This window comes from Variovorax sp. J22R115, assembly GCF_030317005.1.
Taxonomy (GTDB): Bacteria; Pseudomonadota; Gammaproteobacteria; order Burkholderiales; family Burkholderiaceae_C; genus Variovorax.
The window spans coordinates 36,985-57,004 of the sequence record NZ_JASZYM010000027.1 but is presented as its reverse complement, the minus strand read 5'-3'; the positions used below and the strand labels follow the sequence as shown (position 1 = coordinate 57,004).

Sequence of the window (20,020 nt, the reverse complement as noted above, 5' to 3'; positions counted from 1 at the left end):
CTGCTGGCCGCTCTCAACCTCGTCGAGTGCGTCGCCTTCGTTGGACCCACGACCACCTCTTGACGATCACGGGCTCTGATCCGGGTCAAGGTGGATCGGCCGGACGCTCACGGACCTTGGGCATGGTCGGAGACCGTCGGACTGCAGTCATTCAGGCTCGTCATGGCGAACGACGGCAAACGCTGCGGAGCGCACTGCGCGGCGAATCACCGGGATTGACGGCGGGCGTCACGCGTGTACCTGCAACGTGGAAAGTTGCTGCACCCCATGAAGGGCCCGTACGTCGACTTTCTGAGCCTTAGGAATCCGTCGCCGCATGCCGGGCAGAGTTCGGCGTCGTCTTCAGAACCGTCGACATTCAAGATCCGAAGGCCGTGATCCTTCAGCAATTCCGTGACGAAGGTCGACTCCATGTGCCGGACCGTGATGAGCGTTGCGGTCGAGCGGGCCCGGGTCAGCGCGACGTAGAAGAGTCGGCGCTCTTCTGCGAACTCGAACCCCTCACCTGAGGGCATCGCCAGTTGCAGCACTGGGTCATCCGCAACCTTGCTGGGAAAGCCGAGCGTTTCCGAGGTGACCCGTGGAACGATAACGTGATCAGCCTCAAGTCCCTTGGATGAATGGACGGTCAGGAAAGAAGCCTCCACCCACCGTCGGTCGTACGAGGCCGGCATGTACAGCTGGTCCTTTCGGTATCGACCCAGCAGATGCACCTTGGCCTTCCTTCTCAACGCCGCCGATTCTTTCGAGATTTCTTGAAGTCTTCGCTCAACCGCCCCGCGGATGAGTCTCTCATCATCGACTCGGATGATCCGCACCGGCTCCGCGATGTCGGTCTTGGATGACCGCACCTCTTTGGCAATCTGACGGGGATTCTTGCGAACGAACTTGCTGCTGATGCCACACAGCGAAGGAGGGCAACGAAAGGTGGTTTCCAGCTTGAGCGTGGTGCCCGCCCCAAAGAGGGCGTCGAACTCCGTCATTACTGCCAGATCCGCACCCGCGAAGCGGTTTATTCCCTGCCAGTCATCCCCGACCGCAAAGAGGTACCGCTCTTCGCCGTGAACCAGCGCAGACGCCATTCGGGCACGCGCGCGACTCGCATCCTGAAATTCGTCCACCATGATCAACTCATAGGGACTTTCCCACTGGCCCGATTCCAAGCAGTCGGTAGCCAGGTTCAACATGTCTTCGAAGTCGATGCACCCGCTTTCGCGAAGCTTGTCCGTCCAGGCGCCCCAAATCTTCTCGAACAGCCGCAGGAACATTTCGTGGCGGAACTGGAAGTCGCCTGCGATCCGTTGCTGCAGCCGTTCGCGCAAGTCCTGCATCGACAGCCGGCTGCTCTTCACGTGGGTGAGGAAGGTTCTAAAGGTGGCCGCGAGGCGAGGATTCTCAATGGGCTGGCGGCCTGGCGCCGTTCGATCGGGGCTCGGGTCCAGGTTGACGCCCAGCTTGGGGAGTTCACCGCTGAGATACGCAAACGCGTTGCCTGACCAGAGCTGCGCCATGGTGGTCTCCAGCAGGATCGTCCCATGCTGCTGGTGCAAGGCACGCTTCCAGGTCATGCCTTCCTTGTAGCCCACGAACGCCTTCGGGGGCTCGCCGCTTTCGTCCAAGGCCCAGTGCTCGAGGTAGGCTTTGGCGTCCGGCAAGTAGAAGTCCGGCCGGTACTGTCGGTAGTTCGCATCGGCGGTGTCGTGTTCGTAGTCCCCCTCATAGACGTATCGAACGCCGTTGTAGAAGAGCCAGTTGGCGAGCACCACTTCGCCCTGGCTTTTGACGACTTCCCCATTGAGCGTCCAGAAGCCTTCGCGGCGCGCCTCGCTGCTCCAAGCGTTGGGGTTTTCTTCTTCCTTGCCAAACTTTGGGAGGTCCTGCCAAAGCACAATGCGGTACAGATCCCACTGAACTCGGAATTCGGGATCGCGGTCTTTTAGGGCGTCAATCAGACCGACCAAGGTCTCCAGGTCCGTGCCGCTCTCCAGCCAGGGTGCGAGTGAGGGCTTTCTACCAGTTGCTCTGCCGATGACATCAAGGCCGAAGGCGTGAAAGGTCTTCGCGACTATTTGATCAGCAGGTAGGCCCAAAGGTCCCAGCCTTGCACGGACGCGTTCGCGCAGTTCGGCTGCCGCGTCGGTGTTGAAGGCGAGAAGCAGCATGCGCTCGGGAGGAAAGTACCCGTGTCGAAGCGCGTAGCCGGCCTTGGCGACCATGGTGGAAGTCTTGCCCGAGCCGGCGGAGGCCACCAGGAGCACGCGATTGTCGAAGCACATCACCGCTTTGCGCTGCTCCTCAGTCAGTGGCGATTTCTCCACCTGATCAAAGAAATTTTGGTCCTTCTCTGCCGCCTGGATCGCGTGCCGCTCATTCGTTTCTTTGACGAATTCTTCAAAAGGGCGCTGCCACGTTTGCACCGCGTTCTGCACAGACGGTGGCTGGCGGGCCAGGTGGCGCCGGCCTGCCGTGGAATCCATGATCGAATTTGGGAACCAGGGCTTTGAACTCTCCTTGCGCTGTGCAAACTCGCGACCGAGCCATCCGCGGCGAGCGATCTGTCGCTGGCAGGCTTGCGTGGTGGCGTGCACCCAATCCACGATCTGATCGCACTGGCGCTTCGCCGCAATGGCTGCGGCGACTGCTTGTCCACACTGCTTCGCGTTGTTGTTGGAGATTCCACCCAGTTGCAGCTTCTCTCCACCGCGCAAGCGGATGATGAGCCTGGCCCAGAATACGCCGGTCTTGATCGGCAGGCCTTCCAACTGGTCTACGTCCATTTGGGTTGTCTCACCGTTCACCGCGAGATGGGCGCGCCCACCGTCCAGCTCGAGCGCCCAGTCGGGTGCACGGGTGAGCAACTTGCCCAACGTGGACGGTTTCCAGGTAGTCGTCATCACCTGTGAACGCTTTACCCAAGAAAGTCCGATCAACTCCCATCGGGGCGGGGGTGGCGCTGGCCGCGGTTGGCCCTCTGGGCCGTACCTGAAGGGTTTCCTCATACCGCACACAGCGTGATCGGCCGCGATCTCAGTGTAGACGCCGATCCACATAGCTGCGAATCGGCCGATCAACGGAAGCTGTCAGATGGCAGGCATCTGACGCTAGACCCAGTGACGTCTAGGCAGTCGAGCCCGCATGCCGTCGTGGCGTTGCTAGGTGAAGGGCGGGCCTTCGGCTGTGTCGCGTGCGACCCACAGTCGACTGTGAAGTATTTCCCAGCTGGCATTCAACAGGGCGCCATCGCCAACTGCTCCCCAGCAGAATGGCCCCAAACAACGGAATTGCCATGGCCCGCCGCAAGAAGTCCAGTCCCGCAGAAGACGTCATCGACCTGGTTGCACTGCTCCCTTGGTATGTGGGCGTCGTCTTGGCGGTTGTCGCCTACGTCGTGCTTCATCGCATTGCTATGGCGCCACTGGTGGCGGTCAAGCCGGGTGATCTCGGCGGCGCCATGGTCGGTGGTGTCGGGCGAGGGCTCGCCTCAGTCGGCCAGTACATCCTGCCGCTCCTGTGCCTCGCCGGCGCCGCCGTCTCTGCGTGGCGACGCCGCACACGAAGCGCCTTGGTTGATACCGTGACGCGGTCAGAAGCCCCAGGCGTGCTGGATGGCATGAGTTGGCGCGAGTTCGAGATGCTCGTGGGCGAGAGTTTCCGGCTCCAGGGCTATGTTGTGGAGGAGAACCACACCTTGGGCCCAGACGGTGGTGTCGATCTTGTGCTTATAAAGAGCGGGGAGCGCTACCTCGTGCAGTGCAAGCAATGGAGGGCCCTCAAGGTCGGCGTGCCCGTGGTGCGGGAGCTGTATGGCGCGATGGCGGCCATGGGCGCCGCGGGCGGGTTTGTCGTCACCTGCGGCCAGTTCACCTCCGAGGCGAAGGCGTTCGCCAGTGGACGCAACCTCCGCTTGATCGACGGGGCAAAGCTGCACCAACTGCTCAAGCAAGCCAAAGCGGCAAAGACGGCCGAGAGCGCGGCACAACAGAAACCCGACCGAAGTGCAGCGCGCACCCCAGACTCGGCCACCGGATCGGCGAATGCAGGTGCGCCAAGTTGCCCCAGGTGTGCACAGGCCATGGTGCGGCGCACCGCGAAGAAGGGGGCCAATGCTGGCCAGCAATTCTGGGGCTGCTCGGATTACCCGCGCTGCCGTGGAATCGCGTGACCGCGTCGATCAACGTCCACTTGCTGGTGGATCTGGAAAACGTCCAGCCGGCCCCTAGCGATGTGGAGGCGTGGCTGGGAGGCGAAGGCCACGCATGGGTCTTCTATGGCCCGCACCAGCTCAAGCGCAAGGCTGATTTCGAACTCAACAGCCCACGCTCGACGCTTATCCCCATTTCGCGATCGGGCTCGAACTCTCTGGACTTTCACCTGGTGTTCTACCTGGGCTATCTCGCCGCCAAGCACCCCCAGGGGCGGTTCGTGGTGCTGGCCAAGGACACCGGCTACGACCCGCCAATCGCTCACGCACGAACACTCGCGTTCTCCATCCAGCGCATGAAGGCGCTGCCGGCCACAGCGACCAAGAAGGCGACGACAGGTGGGGCGGCCACAATCACTGCGACTTCCAAGCCTCCCACACCCGCACCGACCAAGCAGGGCAAGCCGGTGGCAGTTCCCAAAAAGAAGGCGGCAAGTAGCGCAAAGCCGGCAGCGCAGCACGCGGTGGATGCAAACGGCAAGTCGTCACCGCCACCGGCTGTCAAAAAGAGGTCCGCCGAAAAGCCGCTGATCGCGACGTATCGGGACCTGCTGAAGGACCTGAACGCTGCCAATCGCCCTAAGAGCCTGTCGGCGCTGAAGCATCACATTCAAACCAAGTTCGGCCCCGCACCGGTTCCGCACAAGGTGCAAGGGATGATTGAGCGCTTGCTAACCAGCGATGTGATTCACCTGGCCAACAACAAGTTGGGATACGGCCCCACAAAAGCCTGAGACCTGCCGGGTGGCGACGGGTGTTCTGTGTGTGAATGCAATGGACGGGTGAGCCTCGGGGCGCGCGTTGGGCGATAACGCGCCCGTATCGGCGCCAATCCGCGGCGGCCCGAAGAGGGACGGGCGTTCAGTCGGGCAAGTCGACTTGGACTACTCGTGTCGGCCACGAGCGGACACCCCCGCCAGGGAACGCCGCAGCAGTCGAGCCCTCCAAGTCGGCGTGTCCGCGTATTCCGTGAAGGGCTGCGCTCGGCTGAGACTTGCCGTCTGGCTTCTGAGCGGATCAGCCCATTCGATCGATAAGCGGCCAAGCCGTGAATGGTCGATCCAGGCCTTTTTCCGAATCTCCCCCCCTGACGGCGGCACACAGATTCCTTACGCTCCGTCCCGTCGCATGTGCGGCGAATTCATGAAAGGATTGAGCATGTCTCGAAGGAAAGCAGCACCCGCATCGAACCCCGGTCCCAAGCCCGTTCCCATGACGACCGAGGCGGTCGCCAGAATCTACCGGGCCGCCGCTCGCGCGGGGAACGGCCAAATCCCAGCGGGTGGCTTTGAGGCCCGTGCAGCCCGGGCAGCGGCTCACAACCAGCGCCCTCAGAAACAGAAGTGACGACGTAGCGAGAGGGCTTAGGAGGGCCCTGTCGAACAGCCTCATGAAGAAAAGATTTCCCATCACACCGTTCCCGCTTCTGGGTGAGATCGTCCATGAATGCGCGATTCGAAGCGGCTTGGTCTCGTCGAACTCCGATGAGGATAGCAAGCTATATGCAGACCTGAAAGCGCTAAAGGACGACAGGAAGAGGCCCGCGCTGCGTCCCGCGTCGCTCCCCCTTGAAATCTTGGTGGAGTTGGAGAGCCGCCTCGCCAAGCACACGAACAGTGAGTTGTACGCATCTCTCACGTTCGCACAAATCCGCCGCGTCCTTGAGCACTACGCATTGACTATCGGCAAGGCGGACGTGACCCTGCTGACGCGCGAGGAGGTCGTCGAGAAGATCCTCTGGCCAACGCTGTTTTCGGCGGCAGCTGCGGCGTGTCTGCAGCCGTTGAACATCATCTTCCATGTGACAGACCTGAAGTCACTTTTAGAAGACAAGTCGCCCTTCGCGCGATTCCTCAGAGGGCTCTGCGTAAGAGGTGCTGACGACCACCGGCTGATCTGGAAATTCCGCGCGGAACGCCACAACATCGATCCAGAGAACTGCGAGCAGACTCTCCGCGAATGGCTGAACGGGTCCAACGTCCCGACGCTGGAGTCCTGTAATGAGATCCTGGAGGCTCTTGGCATGTCTCGCGACGCTGGAACCCGCCAATGGGTTCTGGTCGCCCGCCTGCTGGCGAAGACATCACTGGAGCATCGATCGCACATCCTAAATCGGGTCCTGTACGAGTCGAAGGCGCCAGTCACCGAGCAGTTTCACGAGATTCGGAAGGCCGTCGGATGGTGCGCTGGCACAAAGCTGAGCATCGGACCGGACAGGCCGTTCTGGAAGATCAAGGAGGCACTCTATCGGCTGGATGCACCGCGAGATCCGCTTGCGATCGAAGAAATGCTGGAGCGGCAGCGGGTGACGTGGGAGCCGATCGCGGACCAAACCCGCCACACCCTCGGGTGGCTGTGGGGGCGGTATTTAGCGCTCAATGCCAGATACGTCGAGGCGCTCGATCGATACCAGTCGGCCTACGAATGGGGTTTCGGGCGCGATCGAGACGTCGTGAAGTTCGTCGTGAACGAGATGGCCGCTCTTGCAGGCAAGCTTGGAAATTGGCGCGCCGCTGAGAAGTATCGCGACATAGCGTCCATGTACGGCCAACCGGAATGGGATGGTAGCCGGGAGTCAATCCATGACTTCTTCAATCGCCAGTTTCCGCCCGAACTATTTTTCCTTGTGGGGCCGCTGAAACGTGCAGCCGAAGACGGAGTGGTTGAACGGGACGCTTCTTCATCGCAATGAGGCGAAGCCGTGTGCCGCAGCTGCTCCTTCCAGCGTCGGCAAGGGCCGCGCCTGCTACCGTGATTACCTGACCAACGGCTCCCGGAACTGAGCGTGCGCCTCCGCCCCCGCCTCCTTGCTGCTGCAGGAGGAACTGCCAAGGCGAACTACGCTTCCTCGTCGACACTCTTGTAGCCTTGATTTCTGCTTCGGGCACCTACTCGACGACTAGCAGCGACAACGGAGTCGGGCGCAGGGAATGGCCGCAGATCGGCAGGAAGCGGTCGACAAGAAATGCACCGCTGAAGGTCGGCTCTCGCTGCGCAGTTGCCGTGTGGGGCTTAGCCTTGGAGGACTCGCGAGCGACGTAGCGCGTGATTCCAAGAATTGAATGACGAACGAGCGAGAGGCATGCATTGGACGCGATCGCTGTCGGGCAGTTCGACCAGGACGCCGCGTGGAGAAAGGGTCGCGCTCCCGGCCGTCTGCCCCAGTGCGCGCGCGCTCGAGTCCTCAGAATTGCGTCTCTTGCGGGACCGTCGTTGACGAGCGCATCATTCGAGACCACGTGCACTGGAGTGAGTCATGGTTGAAGATGATGCTCCCTTGGATTTCTACTGCATGACCTGCAATTTGCAGTTCGAGCGCCTGCTCTTCGACGTCACCCGCGCGCAGGAGAAGGTGCACTTCTACACAGAAGGCAGACTTCCCGAGGTAGAAATCGTCGAAGCGGAGGGAATTGGTGTGTTCTGCTCGTGGCGCTGCCGCCGGAACGGCTTGGCGGCACTGATGTCAGCTGAGCGTGTTCCTGTGCCAGCCATACCTCCGACTATTGGTCCGATCGAGCGTTGTGCGCGCTGCAATGGTCCTGTTGATATGGCCGCCTTTCATACAACCTATTCCCAGTGCGAACTGACGTTCGAGCCCGATAGAACTCGAGTGGAGAACTTTGAGTATCTGGCGGTTCTGTGTCGTAGGTGCGCATCTATCTACGAGAGCGGCGTCACCACGTTGGAAGAAACCTCTCCGATCGCCTGACCGGCCGGACTGCGGTGGCAAATGGAAGTTCAGCATCGAAAGGCTGTACGCCCGCTATCGCTGCGAAGCCGACCCCACATGCCAAGCCGACGGGCTTGCGTGAACCCGGAGCGACTTGTCGCCGCGAAGAGCGGACAGGGGACCGGCAACCATGGCGAACGATAGTGGATCCTGCAGTCACTTCGCGGAGCGTTCGTGACTTCGCACTCAGCAGAGATCGGTGCCCGCTTCGAGGACGACCTCTTTGGTAGCTCCTGCGGGCTTGCTCAAGCCGCTTCTGGCAGGACGATCTGAGATTGGGTCCGGCTGTCGTCGATCGACCCACTCTCGGCTACGCTGCGGCGGACGTCGGCTCAACGGCGACGGCGGCCGCAGTGTCCGCGATGATGCCGCGCAGCCAGCGGTGCGCCGGATCCTTCTGGCAACGCTCGTGCCAATAGGCCGCATATCGGACCCGCGGCAAACGCAGCGGTGTCTCGAGGATCTGCAAGGGGTGCTGCTGCTGGAACTGCTGCGCCAGCTTGAGCGGCAGCGTGGCGATGAGGTCGGCGCCGTCCATGAGAAAGGGAATCGTCAGGAAGCTCTGGACCAGCAAGGCCAGATCGAGCTTGCGCCCTTTGCCCTGGCGCTCCACCGCAGCGTCGATGACTCGACCGGTTGTCGTGCGGCCGCTGCCGAGCGGACGCACATGCGCCGCCGTGAGGTATTGCGGCAGGGTCAGGCTGCCCTGGATCGTCGGATGGTCGCGATGAGCGATGCAGACGATGCGGTCCTGAAACAACTGCATGGAGCGCAACGACACCGGCGGCTGAGGCAGCCAAGCGATACGAAGGTCGAGCTGTCCGCTTTCGAGCAATTCGTAGCCGCGGTCGCGGTCAGGGGCCCGGATCTCGATCCGAACGCCGGGGGCGTCGTGCCGAAGCCGCTTTGCAATACCAGGCATCAGCAGGTGCTCGGCGTATTCGGGCGCGCTCATGATGAAGGTGCGACGAGACTGCGCCGGGTCGAAGGTTCGCCGGTCCGAGAGCATTTCATCGTAGTCGCCGAGCATTCGTCGTACGGCGACCTCGAGGCTGATCGCGCGCTCGGTCGGCACCATGACGCCGCGCGAGCGTAGCAGGAGTGGATCGCCGAACAATTCCCGCAGCCGCGCCAGCGAATGACTTGCGGCGGGCTGACTGACGCCCAGCCGCTCGGCTGCGCGTGAAACGCTCTTCTCGGTCATGAAGACGACGAACGCACGCAGCAGTTTCAGATCGATGTTATCCATGATCTTGCATTATCAGCATGCACCGCACTTTATGGCGCATATGCGCGCCTCTGCCTAAACTGGGGTCAAGAATTCCACGGAGACACATGTTTCAGACCTATTTCGAATCGGCTCGCGCCATGGCCGATGCCGGCGTGAAGGCGGCTGACCCGCTGACACTTGCAATGCCGCAGGCGCGCGCCCTGCAGGATGCCTATTTCGCCCATTTCAACCTCGATCTGCCGCCAATCGCGCAGGCACTCGATCTGCGCATTCCGGGGCCGGTCGGCGACATTGGTCTGCGTCTGTACCGGCCGACGGCCGGAACTTCGCTGCCGGTGATCGTCTTCGTACGGGGTGCAGGCTGGTGGGCGGGATCGCTCGATTCGCACGCCCGCACGATGATCCAGTTAGCGATCTTCAGCGGCTGCGCGGTCCTGGGCGTGGACTATCGGCGCACGCCCGAGCATCGCTTTCCAATCCAGCGCGACGAACTGCTCACGACCTTGCGATGGCTGCGCGAGCAGGGCGCCGAGCACGAATTGCGGGATCCCGGCTCGCCGGTAATCTTCGGCGAGTCAGCGGGCGCTACGCTGTGCCTGTCTGCGGCGATGGCGCTGCGCGACCGGGACGAGCCCGCGCCGGCCGGTCTCGTGCTCTTCTACACCAACGCCGGCGGACCGAAGCCGACCGCTCGTGCCTATTCGCAGTGGGTCTGGCAGCAGTATCTCGGCCACGAAGGAACGTCCGACGATGCGAGCGCGGTGCCGCTCCTAGGTGAGATGCACGGCCTGCCGCCTGTCTGGCTCGGGGCGGGCGAGGACGATCCGCTGATCACCGACACGCTCGAGTTGGAAGCGAGACTGAGCGCGGCAGGCGTTCCGCACGAGTTGGTCCGCTATCCCGGTCTTCCGCATGGCTTCGTCATGTGGAGCGGTTCGCTGGCCCCGGCGCTCGACGCGTTGCAAACGGCGTCGCAGGCCGCCGCGGGCTTTCTGAGGGCATGAGTGCCGTGCAGCGCCGTTGATTTGCCCTTTCTCATCCCATTCACCGAAGGAGACGATCGCCATGGAACGCTGGACCCCGACGCAGGAAGAAATGAAGAAAAACATCGCACGTTTCAAGGACGTTGTCCCTGTCAAGAAGCTGCACCTGGAGGAGAAGGGCATCCCGCCCGATGTGCTCGAGATGATCATGGCGAAGACGACTCGCAATGTGATGTCGCCCGGTCCGCTGCCTGGGCAGCTGTCGCCGAAGCCCGCGGTCGAGGGCGGCGATGCTGGCGTCTTCCGGCTCGGCATCGCGACCTGTCCGCCGGACCAGGGCCCCGGTCTGCACGTGCACTATCGCACCCACGAGACCTTCATGCCGCTGACCGGCCGCTGGGAGATCCAGTGGGGCGACGCTGGGGAGGAATCGACTGTGCTCGACACCTTCGATCTGATCGCGATGCCGCCCAGAGTCACGCGACGCTTCATCAACCGTTCAACGGAGGATGCACACCTGATGGTCATCATCCAGGGCCAGCGCGAAGAATTCGACGATGTCGATCGCGTGCCGTCGACGGCGGCTGCCATCGCCGAACGCTACGGCCAGGGCATGGTCGACAAGCTCGAGAGCCTGGGCTGGAAGTTCACGATCGGGGTCGAGAATGTGCCCGCCTGAGCGAGTTCTTTCACGGCTGAAGCGCACGGCCGGGTTGGCTATGGCGCTCGTGTGGACGGCGTTCGTGACGGTGATGCCGGCAGCCGCGCAGCAAGGCTATCCGAAGCAGCAGATCAAGATCGTCGTGCCCTTCGAGCCCGGAGGCACCTTGGATGTCGCGGTGCGGCCACTGGCCGCCGTGCTCGGCGCGCAGTTGGGCCAGAACGTGATCGTCGAGAACCGGGGCGGCGCCAACGGCATCATCGGCACCGAGTATGTCGCAAGGTCGGCGCCGGGCGGCTATACCTTGCTCGCGGTCACCGCGTCGTTCGCACTCAATGCCGGCATGTACAGAAACCTGCGCTACGACGTGATCAAGGACTTCGCGCCGATCTCCGGGCTGATGCAGGGTGCGGGATTCGTGGTCATCGTCAACGCCGACGTTCCGGCCAAGACGCTCAAGGAGCTGATCGCACTCGACAAGACCCAGAAGCTCGCCTACAGCTCGCCGGGTGTCGGAAACACGATCCACATCGCATCCGAGCTCTTCAATCAGCGCGCCGGCACGCACTTCCTGCACGTGCCCTACAAGGGCAGCGCACCGTCGCTGAACGCGGTGATCGCCGGCGACGCGCAACTGGCGATCATGCCGCCGGGCATCGTCATGCCCTTTATCCGTTCGGGCAAGCTGCGGGCACTCGCTTTCACAGGCTCGAAGCGGTTGCCGGACCTGCCGGACGTCCCGACGATGGCGGAGGCGGGGGTGCCCGACTTCGTTTTCCAGGGCACCTGGATGGGTCTGTTCGCACCGGCGGGCACGCCGCCCGAAGTCACCGAGCGCTTGCACGCGGAAGTGAAGAAGGCGTTGCAGCAGCCGGCCTTGAGCCAGACTCTGGTCAACGTCGCAGCCGGCTACATCCCGGACGGCAGCTCGCCGCAGGAGTTCTCGACCCAGGTCAAGGACGACGTGGCGCGATACGGCGAGATCCTGCGCAAATTCAATATCCACGCCGAATGAAGCAGGCCTAGACGAAAAACGAATATGACCGAGAAAATGACGGGCGCGCGCTGCTTCGCGCGCTTGCTGAAAGCCTACGGCGTCAGCCACGTGTTTTTCATGGACGCAGTGCTGCGGCGGGCGCTGGCCGAGATGGAGGACGTGGGCATCACGCGCATCCTCGGCCATTCCGAGAAGGGCGTCGGCTACATGGCCGACGGTTATGCGCGGATTGCCGGGCGTCCCGGCATCTGCATGGCGCAATCGGTGGGCGCGGCCAATCTGGCGGCGTCGCTGCAGGACCCGTACCTCGGGCATTCGTCAGTCATCGCATTCAGCGGCCGCCACGTCGCTGCAATGCAGTATCGCAATGCCTACCAGGAGGTGGTGCACGGCGGCCTGTACGCGCCTGTCACCAAGTTCCATGCGCAGATGGAGGTGATCGAGCAGATGCCGCACCTCATTCGCCAGGCTTTCCGCGAAACGACGACCGCGACGCCGCGGCCGGTGCATGTCGACGTCGCCGGCCTGACAGGCGACGCCCTGACGCCTTTCGAGGCCGAGTTCGACCTGCGTGCCGACGCCGCGCATGCGGCGGTACCGGCCTTCCGGCCGGGCGCCGATGGCGCGGCGGTCGCTCGGGCTGCAACAGCGATCGCACGATCGCAAAGACCGGTGATCGTGGCCGACCGCGGAGTCGTGATCTCGGGTGCTGGGGGTGCCCTTCGCGCGCTGGCCGAACGCATCCAAGCGCCGATCGTCACCACACTCGACGCCAAGACAATGGTGGTCGATCAGGACCCGTTGTCGCGCGGCATGGTCGGGCTCTATGGCCGCAGTTGCGCCAACCATACCGTCGACGAAGCCGACCTCGTGATCTTCGCCGGCAGCAACACCAACGACCACACCACAGGCAATTGGAAGCTGCCACGGCCTGACAAGGCGGTAATACAAATCGACCTCGATCCGGTCGAGATCGGTCGCAACTATCCCGATTGCATTGGGCTGCAATGCGATGTCCGCGCCGGGCTGGAGGCCCTGGCGGTCGCCGCCTCGCCGGCGCGGCACGACGACTGGCTGGCGCACACCCAGCGTTTCGTCGATGACTGGCGGGCCGCCGCCCAGGCTGAGCTGGAGAGCGACGCCTTCCCGATGAGGCCGCAGCGTTTGTGTCGGGAACTGACGCGGGTGCTGCCCGCGAACGCGATCCTGGTCGCCGACACCGGCTATGCAGCGCTCTGGACAGGCAACTACGTCTTTCTGCGCCACCCGGCGCAAACCTACCTGCGCGCGGCCGGCTCGTTGGGGTGGTCGTTTCCGGCGTCCATCGGCGCGAAGGCGGCCGCGCCCGACCGCCCGGTGGTTTGCTTCACCGGCGACGGTGGCTTCTCCTACCACTTGCCGGAGTTGGAGACCGCGCGTCGCTGCGGCCTCAAGACCATCACGGTGGTGAACAACAACCACTGCTTGTCGCAGGGCGTGCGCAACCTAGACATTGCCTATCAGGGACGCCCCGAGGGTCGCAAGTCCGACTGCTACGTCTACCGTGAGACCGACTTCGCGCGGATCGCCGAGTCCTTCGACTGCCTCGGAATCACGGTCGAGCGGCCGGAGGATTTCAGCGCCGCATTCGACCGGGCCATGGCTTCCGAACTGCCGGTCGTCATCGACGTCAAGACCGAGTTCGCCTACCAGGCGACCTTGCCCTGGGTACCAGCCTGAAATACCGACGCGCCAACAAGGAAAGAGCTCATGTCAGCTTCCCGATTTTCGCCAATTCCCCTCGATGGCCTGACGCCAGAACAGAATGTGGTCGCCCAGGAGTTGCTGCAGGGGCCGCGCCGCGGCATCCGCGGCCCGTTCGCGGCGCTGCTGCGCAACCCACGCCTGGCGGACCGGGTGCGTCAACTGGGCGACAGCATCCGCTTCGAGAACTCGCTGCCGCCAATGCTGCGCGAGTTCGCGATCCTGATCGTCGCGCGCTTCTGGGCGGCGCGCTACGAGTGGCACGCGCACGGAAAGCTGGCGGTCGAACTAGGGGTGGCTCAGTCGACTGTCGATGCCATCGGCGAAGGGCGAGATCCTCAGGGCCTGTCAGCGGACGAGACGCTGGTGTATCGCTTCTGCACCGAGCTTCTCCATGACAAGGACGTCGGTGATGCGACCTACGATGAGGCCGTCGTCAGGTTCGGCGAAGTCAGCGTGCTGGACCTGTTGGCGACGATGGGATATTTTGGGTTTGTGTCGCTGATATTGAATGCCACGCGGCATCCGGTGCCGGAGGGTGGAACGGAATTGCCGAGGCTGATGGCTTCGGCAGGGCGCTGAGATTGGACCCAGCCGACAGGTCGTGCTTGTCGTCTGGGTAGAGGCTACTACCGGTTGAATCCGCAACTGGTTGCGGTCTTTCGACCGATCCAAGAATTACGACTGCTCCACTCCAGGTTGCCGACCAAACACCGCTAGGTCCGCCCCACACGGTTTGCAGCCAGTCGATCTGGCGCTGAGGCCGGCTGATCATGATCAGCAAGACGGTGGCCCGCCCCGCGGCGCATCCGCTGCTGCGTATGTATGCGTGCGAGCCAACGAGCTTGGAGGAGTACGCCATGCAACTGCACTGCACGCGGGAGCGCGTACCGCAGATCCAAGCGCAGGCATTGCAGCAAGTCGCCCAAGCGCTAACAGGCACGTGGGTGCGCGATTGTGGACCTACTGAAGATCAAGTCAGCAGATCGATGAACTAGGATCCCGAACCAGCGCCGCATCCGCGAGAGGCGAACTGCATCAACGAAGGCTAGGAGATGTCATTGTCTGGATCCGATCACTACGACTTGGACTTTTGCCTCCGACCCTGCGGGGAACTGGATCAGTACGCCTTGCTGGCAAGGCAGGAGTACAACCTTGGAAACCCCGGAAAATGGTTCTCCAATTTTCGGAAGGGCCTCAATGGCTTCGGCTCCCGGCTGCTCGGGGTCGAAACTCACTACAGGCAGGTGCACGAATGGCAGCCGCGCCTTCGCCACCCTGAAGAGCCGGAATATCACCTTGCCACCATCTTCTTTCACATGGACTCCGCATTGGAGTGCTTCACCTATGCGTTGAACGCACTGGGCTACGGCTTTGCGCCAGACCAGTTTGTTGACATCACCAGTGAAAAAGCCCTGCGTGCCATCGCGCCCACGAACATCATTGGGAGCGATTCGAGGGCGCCAGTGAAGGGGTATGAGCTTTTTTTTCCAGAGCTTCAGCGCCACTGGAAGGACAGCAGGGAACTGATCGCTCAGATCATGGACCTTCACGACGTATCCAAGCATCGCTCGACAATCTTTGTCGGGGGTCGAATGCGGAATGACGCTCCGAGCGGCTTCTTTGAGTACATGCAGGTTCCCGACGACCGGGCGCGGCGCTCGGACTTCGCGCCGATGGCTGAAATCATCCTGATGCCGGAGCCGAAGCTGCCGTCAACGATGCACGTCCTTGTGACATCAGCGTTGCAGCGACACGATCAGCCAGAAGATCTGGTCGTACGCAAGCTGGGCGAGCTTGAGCTTGGGATCTACGCCGCCACCGGTCGATTACAACGGCTACTACCGGAGTGGCAACTACCCAGCGCGCAGATTTGGTTGGCTTGGCGCAATCGCGGTACCAACGTACCAACCGACAGGCCGTAGCCCTTGTTGCGCAGCACCTACGCTCTCACCTGATGTCGCGACTGCAGACTGAATGACCTGGAAAGACCGCAGGACCGAACGAATGCATCGGCAGTACCAGGACTGCCGACGCACCCATACCCTAGATCGCGCGAGCCAGTTCCGGAACGGCCGTGAACAGGTCGGCTTCCAGGCCGTAGTCGGCCACCGAGAAGATCGGCGCTTCCGGATCCTTGTCGATCGCCACGATCACCTTCGAATCCTTCATGCCGGCCAGATGCTGGATGGCACCCGAGATGCCCGCAGCGATGTACAGGTGCGGGGCCACGATCTTGCCCGTCTGGCCCACTTGCCAGTCGTTGGGGGCGTAGCCCGCGTCCACCGCGGCGCGGCTGGCACCCAGGCCGGCACCCAGCTTGTCGGCCAGCGGCGCCATCACTTCCTGGAACTTCTCGGCGCTGCCCAGCGCCCGGCCACCGGAGACGATTATCTTTGCGGCCGTCAGCTCAGGGCGTTCGCTCTTGGTCACTTCACGGCCCACGAAGGCGCTCTTGCCCGAGTCGGCCACGCCAGCGGCGTTTTCCACCGAGGCGCTGCCGCCTTCCTTGGCCGCAGCGCCGAAGCCGGTGGTACGCACGGTGATCACCTTCACCTTGTCGGCGCTTTGCACCGTGGCGATGGCGTTGCCCGCGTAGATGGGCCGCTCGAAGGTGTCGACGGAGACGACCTTGGTGATGTCGCTGATCTGCGCGACATCCAGCTTGGCGGCCACGCGCGGGGCGACGTTCTTGCCGTTGGCCGTGGCCGGGAACAGGATGTGGCTGTAGTTCTTGGCGATCGCCAGGACTTGGGCGGCGACGTTCTCGGCGAGGTTCTCAGCGAGAGATGGGCTGTCGGCCACGATCACCTTGGCAACACCTGCCACCTGCGCAGCGGCCTTGCCGGCTTCGGCGGCGTTGGCGCCGGCCACCAGCACGTGGACATCGCCGCTCGCGCAAGCGATGCCTGCGGTCACGGTGTTCAGGGTCGCCGGCTTGAGCGTGGCGTGGTCGTGTTCGGCAATAACAAGTACGGTCATGTCGTGTCTTCCTTCTTTTGGCCTCAGATCACCTTGGCTTCGTTCTTCAGCTTGTCCACGAGGGTGGCGACGTCGGGCACCTTGATGCCGGCGCCGCGCTTCGGGGGCTCGGAGACCTTCAGGGTCTTCAGGCGCGACTTGACGTCCACGCCCAGGTCCTCGGGCTTCACGGTGTCGAGCTGCTTCTTCTTGGCCTTCATGATGTTGGGCAAAGTCACGTAGCGCGGCTCGTTCAGGCGCAGGTCGGTGGTGATGACTGCGGGCAGGCCCAGGGAGATGGTTTCCAGGCCGCCGTCGACTTCACGGGTCACGTTGACCTTGTCGCCGGCCACTTCGACCTTGCTGGCAAACGTCGCTTGCGGCAGATCCGCCAGTGCCGCAAGCATCTGGCCGGTCTGGTTGGCGTCGTCATCGATGGCCTGCTTGCCCAGGATGACCAGCGACGGCTGTTCCTTCTCGACCAGGGCCTTCAGAAGTTTGGCCACCGCCAGGGGCTGCAGCTCCTCGGTGGTTTCCACCAGGATGGCTCGGTCGGCGCCGATGGCCATGGCCGTGCGCAGCGTCTCCTGGCACTTGGCCTCGCCGCAGGAGACCGCGACGATCTCGGTGACCACGCCCTTTTCCTTCAGGCGCACCGCCTCTTCGACCGCGATCTCGTCGAAGGGGTTCATGCTCATCTTGACGTTGGCGATGTCCACGCCGGAGCCATCGCCCTTCACTTGAACCTTCACGTTCGCGTCGATCACGCGCTTGACTGCCACCAATACCTTCATAGGTTGACTCCTGAATTCAAGAACGGAACTCTTTGAGGTCGCGGAACATCAATCCTCGCAGCTGCCTCACTCCGACCTCTGCCTGCTTCAGTCTTGCATGCACAGGTACTTCAACTCCAGATACTCATCCAGACCATGGCGCGAGCCTTCGCGTCCAAGCCCCGAATGCTTGACGCCTCCAAAGGGGGCTACCTCATTGGAAATGAGACCCGTATTCACCCCCACCATGCCGCACTCCAGCTGCTCACTGACGCGCCAGATGCGGCGACGATCTTCAGTGAAAAGGTACGCCGCCAGGCCGAACTCAGTCGAGTTGGCCATGGCAATCGCTTGCTCCTCGGTTTCGAAGCTGAAGACCGGGGCAAGCGGACCAAACGTTTCCTCACGCGCGACGCGCATGTCATGGGTTACGCCGCTCAGGACGGTTGGCAAGTAGAAGTTCCCACCCGCGGGATGAGGGCCGCCACCGGTGCGCAGTTTCGCGCCGCCCGCGAGTGCATCGTCAACGTGCGCTTGGACCTTCGCTACCGCTCTCTCGTCGATCAGTGGCCCCTGTGCCACGCCAGCTTCCAATCCGGGACCAACGGCTAGCGCACGCACACGTTCAGTCAAACGCTCAACCAGAGCATCGTGAATACCATCCTGCACATAGATCCGATTCGCGCACACGCAGGTCTGACCGGTGTTTCGGAACTTGGATGCGAGGATGCCTTCCACCGCAGTCTCCAAGTCTGCGTCATCGAAAACGAGCAGTGGTGCGTTGCCGCCGAGCTCGAGCGAGAGCTTCTTCACCGTGGGGGCGCACTGCTGCATGAGTAGCTGCCCCACACCGGTCGAACCCGTAAAGCTGAGCTTTCGAACGGTTTCACTTCTGCAAAGCGCACGACCAATAGCTGCCGCATCACCCGTGAGAATCTGCAGAACTCCAGGCGGAACGCCGGCTTCGAGGGCGAGAACTCCGAGCGCAAATGCACTCAGCGGCGTGAGTTCTGCCGGCTTGACCACAATGGTGCAACCAGCTGCAAGGGCCGGCCCCACCTTGCGGGTGATCATGGCCGCAGGAAAATTCCATGGCGTAATGGCAGCGCAAACCCCAACGGGCTGCTTGATCACCGCAATGCGCTGGCCAGAGCGCTGCGGTTGAAGAACCTCGCCGTCCGCGCGCTTGGCCTCCTCGCCGAACCACTCAAGAAAGGACGCCGCATACGCAATCTCACTGCGTGACTCAGCCAGAGGCTTGCCCTGCTCCAGTGTCATGAGCTTGGCTAGGTCCTCTTGGTTTGCGAGCATGAGATCTGACCACCGGCGCAGCACTTGGGCACGTTCACGAGCCGTACGGCCGCTCCATGCCTGCATCGCCTCCGCTGCCCCTGCAATCGCCCGCTCCGTTTCCACGCGCCCCATTCGCGGAACCCGTGCAAGCAGACCAGCAGTCGCCGGATCGACAACGTCCAGGGTCTCGCCCTCGTCGGCGCGAACCCATGCACCGTCGATGAGGCAGGCTTGCTGCAGCAGATTGGGCCGTTTGAGGCTCGATGAAATTGCTTCGGACATGAATGTTGCTACCAGCGCTTGACGCGCTTCAACTGGTTATCGGTGGGGTACTCCCCTACGAGGAGCATTGATTGAGGGAGGCGCGGCGTCTTGGCGGCAGACTCGCCGGTCACTGCGCATTCAGTCTGCACGTCGCAGCAAAGGACGGCGTGTCCAGGTCCTCTAGAAGATCCTCTCTAGCGCAACCTCATTGAGCAACTGCTTCCCAGCAAGATAGAGCTCAAGATTCTTCAGGAAGACCTGCATCACTTTCTGGTCATAGTCGCGACTTGCCGCGGCATTGTGCGGGGACAAGATCACTTGCGGCATGTCCCAAAGTGGCGAGTCCGCAGGCAAAGGTTCGACCTCGAAGACATCGAGGTAGGCGCCAGCGATGGTTTGTTCCCGCAGTGCCTCAACGAGGTCTTTCTCGACCACTACTCCACCGCGGGCGACGTTGACGAGTTGGGCGCTTCGAGGCAGGCGCGCCAACATTCGGGCGTCGATTAGCCGCCGGGTGGCCGAAGTGAGAGGACACGCCAGAACAAGCCAATCGGCCAACTCAAGGACATTCCAAAGTTGTTCGATCGGAACACATTTCTTGAATGGTGCTACAGGTTCGCTTCCGCGCCGCACGCCAATGCACTGGAGGCCTACGGCTTGGCAAAGGCGCGCGAACTCGACGCCAATCGCGCCTGTACCCACCACCACTGCCGTTTGCTTCTCCAAGCTCGGGGGCGCAGCCTCCCCGTGAACCGGAGACCACGCCCTGTCCTGCTTCGCCGCAATCCAACGCGGCATGCCCCGCGCCAGGGCCAGAAGGCCGGTGAAGCCGGTGAGCGCAACTGTGGCTCCTGATCCGCCAGTCGAAGTGGATACTCGCAGGCCTCGCTTGATAGCGTCGTGGTAGATCGGGTTGTCGATTCCAGAAGAGAAGACGTGGAGCCACGCAAGGTTGCGCGAGCGCTTTACCGCCTCCACCACTCGTTGCGCGGCAGGCGCCAGTTCAGCTCGGTTGGAGTTCGCGTACGTCGATCTGCTGAAGAGACCAATCTCTGCAGAGAGCAGGTCAGCGTCCTCGTCTTTTGGGTCGACGACGCGCCACGGCCGCCCGATCAAGCCGTCCAACTCGGCCCTGAACTCTCTCGCCAAGTCGGCCGGCAACATCAAAGAGAGAGGCTGCACA

16 protein-coding genes are annotated in these 20,020 nt (G+C 62.6%); 10 read left to right on the top strand and 6 right to left on the bottom strand.

What is annotated here, in order from left to right; all coding sequences use genetic code 11:
• Nucleotides 1-206: 206 nt before the first annotated feature.
• Complete coding sequence (locus QTI04_RS31765) at nt 207-2,894, bottom strand: UvrD-helicase domain-containing protein (protein ID WP_286619204.1); 2,688 nt, start codon at nt 2,892-2,894, stop codon at nt 207-209.
• Nucleotides 2,895-3,286: 392 nt separating this feature from the next.
• On the opposite strand from QTI04_RS31765, the gene QTI04_RS31760 reads away from it, so the two are divergent.
• The 4 genes from QTI04_RS31760 to QTI04_RS31745 all read left to right on the top strand — a co-directional run bounded on the left by QTI04_RS31760 (nt 3,287) and on the right by QTI04_RS31745 (nt 7,910).
• Nucleotides 3,287-4,162 (top strand): restriction endonuclease, encoded by an 876-nt coding sequence (locus QTI04_RS31760; protein ID WP_286619202.1) that lies wholly within the window; start codon nt 3,287-3,289, stop codon nt 4,160-4,162.
• Nucleotides 4,159-4,935 (top strand): PIN domain-containing protein, encoded by a 777-nt coding sequence (locus QTI04_RS31755; protein ID WP_286619200.1) that lies wholly within the window; start codon nt 4,159-4,161, stop codon nt 4,933-4,935. Before QTI04_RS31760 ends, QTI04_RS31755 begins: the two co-directional genes overlap by 4 nt.
• Nucleotides 4,936-5,591: 656 nt before the next feature.
• Nucleotides 5,592-6,893, top strand: coding sequence for a hypothetical protein (locus QTI04_RS31750; RefSeq protein WP_286619199.1), 1,302 nt, complete (start codon nt 5,592-5,594; stop codon nt 6,891-6,893).
• Nucleotides 6,894-7,457: 564 nt separating this feature from the next.
• Nucleotides 7,458-7,910 (top strand): hypothetical protein, encoded by a 453-nt coding sequence (locus tag QTI04_RS31745; RefSeq protein WP_286619197.1) that lies wholly within the window; start codon nt 7,458-7,460, stop codon nt 7,908-7,910.
• 331 nt (nt 7,911-8,241) lie between these two features.
• On the opposite strand, the gene QTI04_RS31740 is transcribed toward QTI04_RS31745, so the two are convergent.
• On the bottom strand, nt 8,242-9,180 hold the full coding sequence (locus tag QTI04_RS31740) for a LysR family transcriptional regulator (protein WP_286619196.1): 939 nt from the start codon (nt 9,178-9,180) through the stop codon (nt 8,242-8,244).
• An 86-nt stretch (nt 9,181-9,266) separates the two neighbouring features.
• On the opposite strand from QTI04_RS31740, the gene QTI04_RS31735 reads away from it, so the two are divergent.
• The 6 genes from QTI04_RS31735 to QTI04_RS31710 all read left to right on the top strand — a co-directional run bounded on the left by QTI04_RS31735 (nt 9,267) and on the right by QTI04_RS31710 (nt 15,471).
• Nucleotides 9,267-10,166 carry an alpha/beta hydrolase gene (locus tag QTI04_RS31735; protein WP_286619194.1) on the top strand — a complete coding sequence of 300 codons (900 nt, stop codon included), beginning with the start codon at nt 9,267-9,269 and terminating at the stop codon, nt 10,164-10,166.
• 61 nt (nt 10,167-10,227) lie between these two features.
• A complete protein-coding gene (locus QTI04_RS31730; protein ID WP_286619192.1) occupies nt 10,228-10,824 on the top strand; it encodes a cupin domain-containing protein in 597 nt (198 codons plus the stop codon).
• 40 nt (nt 10,825-10,864) lie between these two features.
• On the top strand, nt 10,865-11,821 hold the full coding sequence (locus tag QTI04_RS31725; RefSeq protein ID WP_286619191.1) for a tripartite tricarboxylate transporter substrate binding protein: 957 nt from the start codon (nt 10,865-10,867) through the stop codon (nt 11,819-11,821).
• Nucleotides 11,822-11,845: 24 nt separating this feature from the next.
• Complete coding sequence (locus QTI04_RS31720; protein WP_286619189.1) at nt 11,846-13,522, top strand: thiamine pyrophosphate-binding protein; 1,677 nt, start codon at nt 11,846-11,848, stop codon at nt 13,520-13,522.
• An 87-nt stretch (nt 13,523-13,609) separates the two neighbouring features.
• On the top strand, nt 13,610-14,128 hold the full coding sequence (locus QTI04_RS31715) for a carboxymuconolactone decarboxylase family protein (protein ID WP_286619188.1): 519 nt from the start codon (nt 13,610-13,612) through the stop codon (nt 14,126-14,128).
• Nucleotides 14,129-14,676: 548 nt separating this feature from the next.
• Nucleotides 14,677-15,471 (top strand): hypothetical protein, encoded by a 795-nt coding sequence (locus QTI04_RS31710; protein ID WP_286619187.1) that lies wholly within the window; start codon nt 14,677-14,679, stop codon nt 15,469-15,471.
• A gap of 121 nt (nt 15,472-15,592) precedes the next feature.
• Here QTI04_RS31710 and QTI04_RS31705 read toward each other — a convergent pair whose 3' ends face one another.
• The 4 genes from QTI04_RS31705 to QTI04_RS31690 form a co-directional block, all read right to left on the bottom strand.
• Nucleotides 15,593-16,528, bottom strand: coding sequence for an electron transfer flavoprotein subunit alpha/FixB family protein (locus QTI04_RS31705; protein WP_286619185.1), 936 nt, complete (start codon nt 16,526-16,528; stop codon nt 15,593-15,595).
• A gap of 23 nt (nt 16,529-16,551) precedes the next feature.
• Nucleotides 16,552-17,301: an electron transfer flavoprotein subunit beta/FixA family protein gene (locus tag QTI04_RS31700; protein WP_286619184.1), complete on the bottom strand. Its 750-nt coding sequence runs from the start codon at nt 17,299-17,301 to the stop codon at nt 16,552-16,554.
• Between the two features lie 87 nt (nt 17,302-17,388).
• Nucleotides 17,389-18,855, bottom strand: a complete 1,467-nt coding sequence (locus tag QTI04_RS31695) for an NAD-dependent succinate-semialdehyde dehydrogenase (protein WP_286619182.1) — start codon at nt 18,853-18,855, stop codon at nt 17,389-17,391.
• Between the two features lie 162 nt (nt 18,856-19,017).
• Entirely contained in the window at nt 19,018-20,019 is a 1,002-nt protein-coding gene (locus QTI04_RS31690) for a D-2-hydroxyacid dehydrogenase (protein WP_286619180.1), read from the bottom strand.
• Nucleotide 20,020 lies beyond the last annotated feature (1 nt).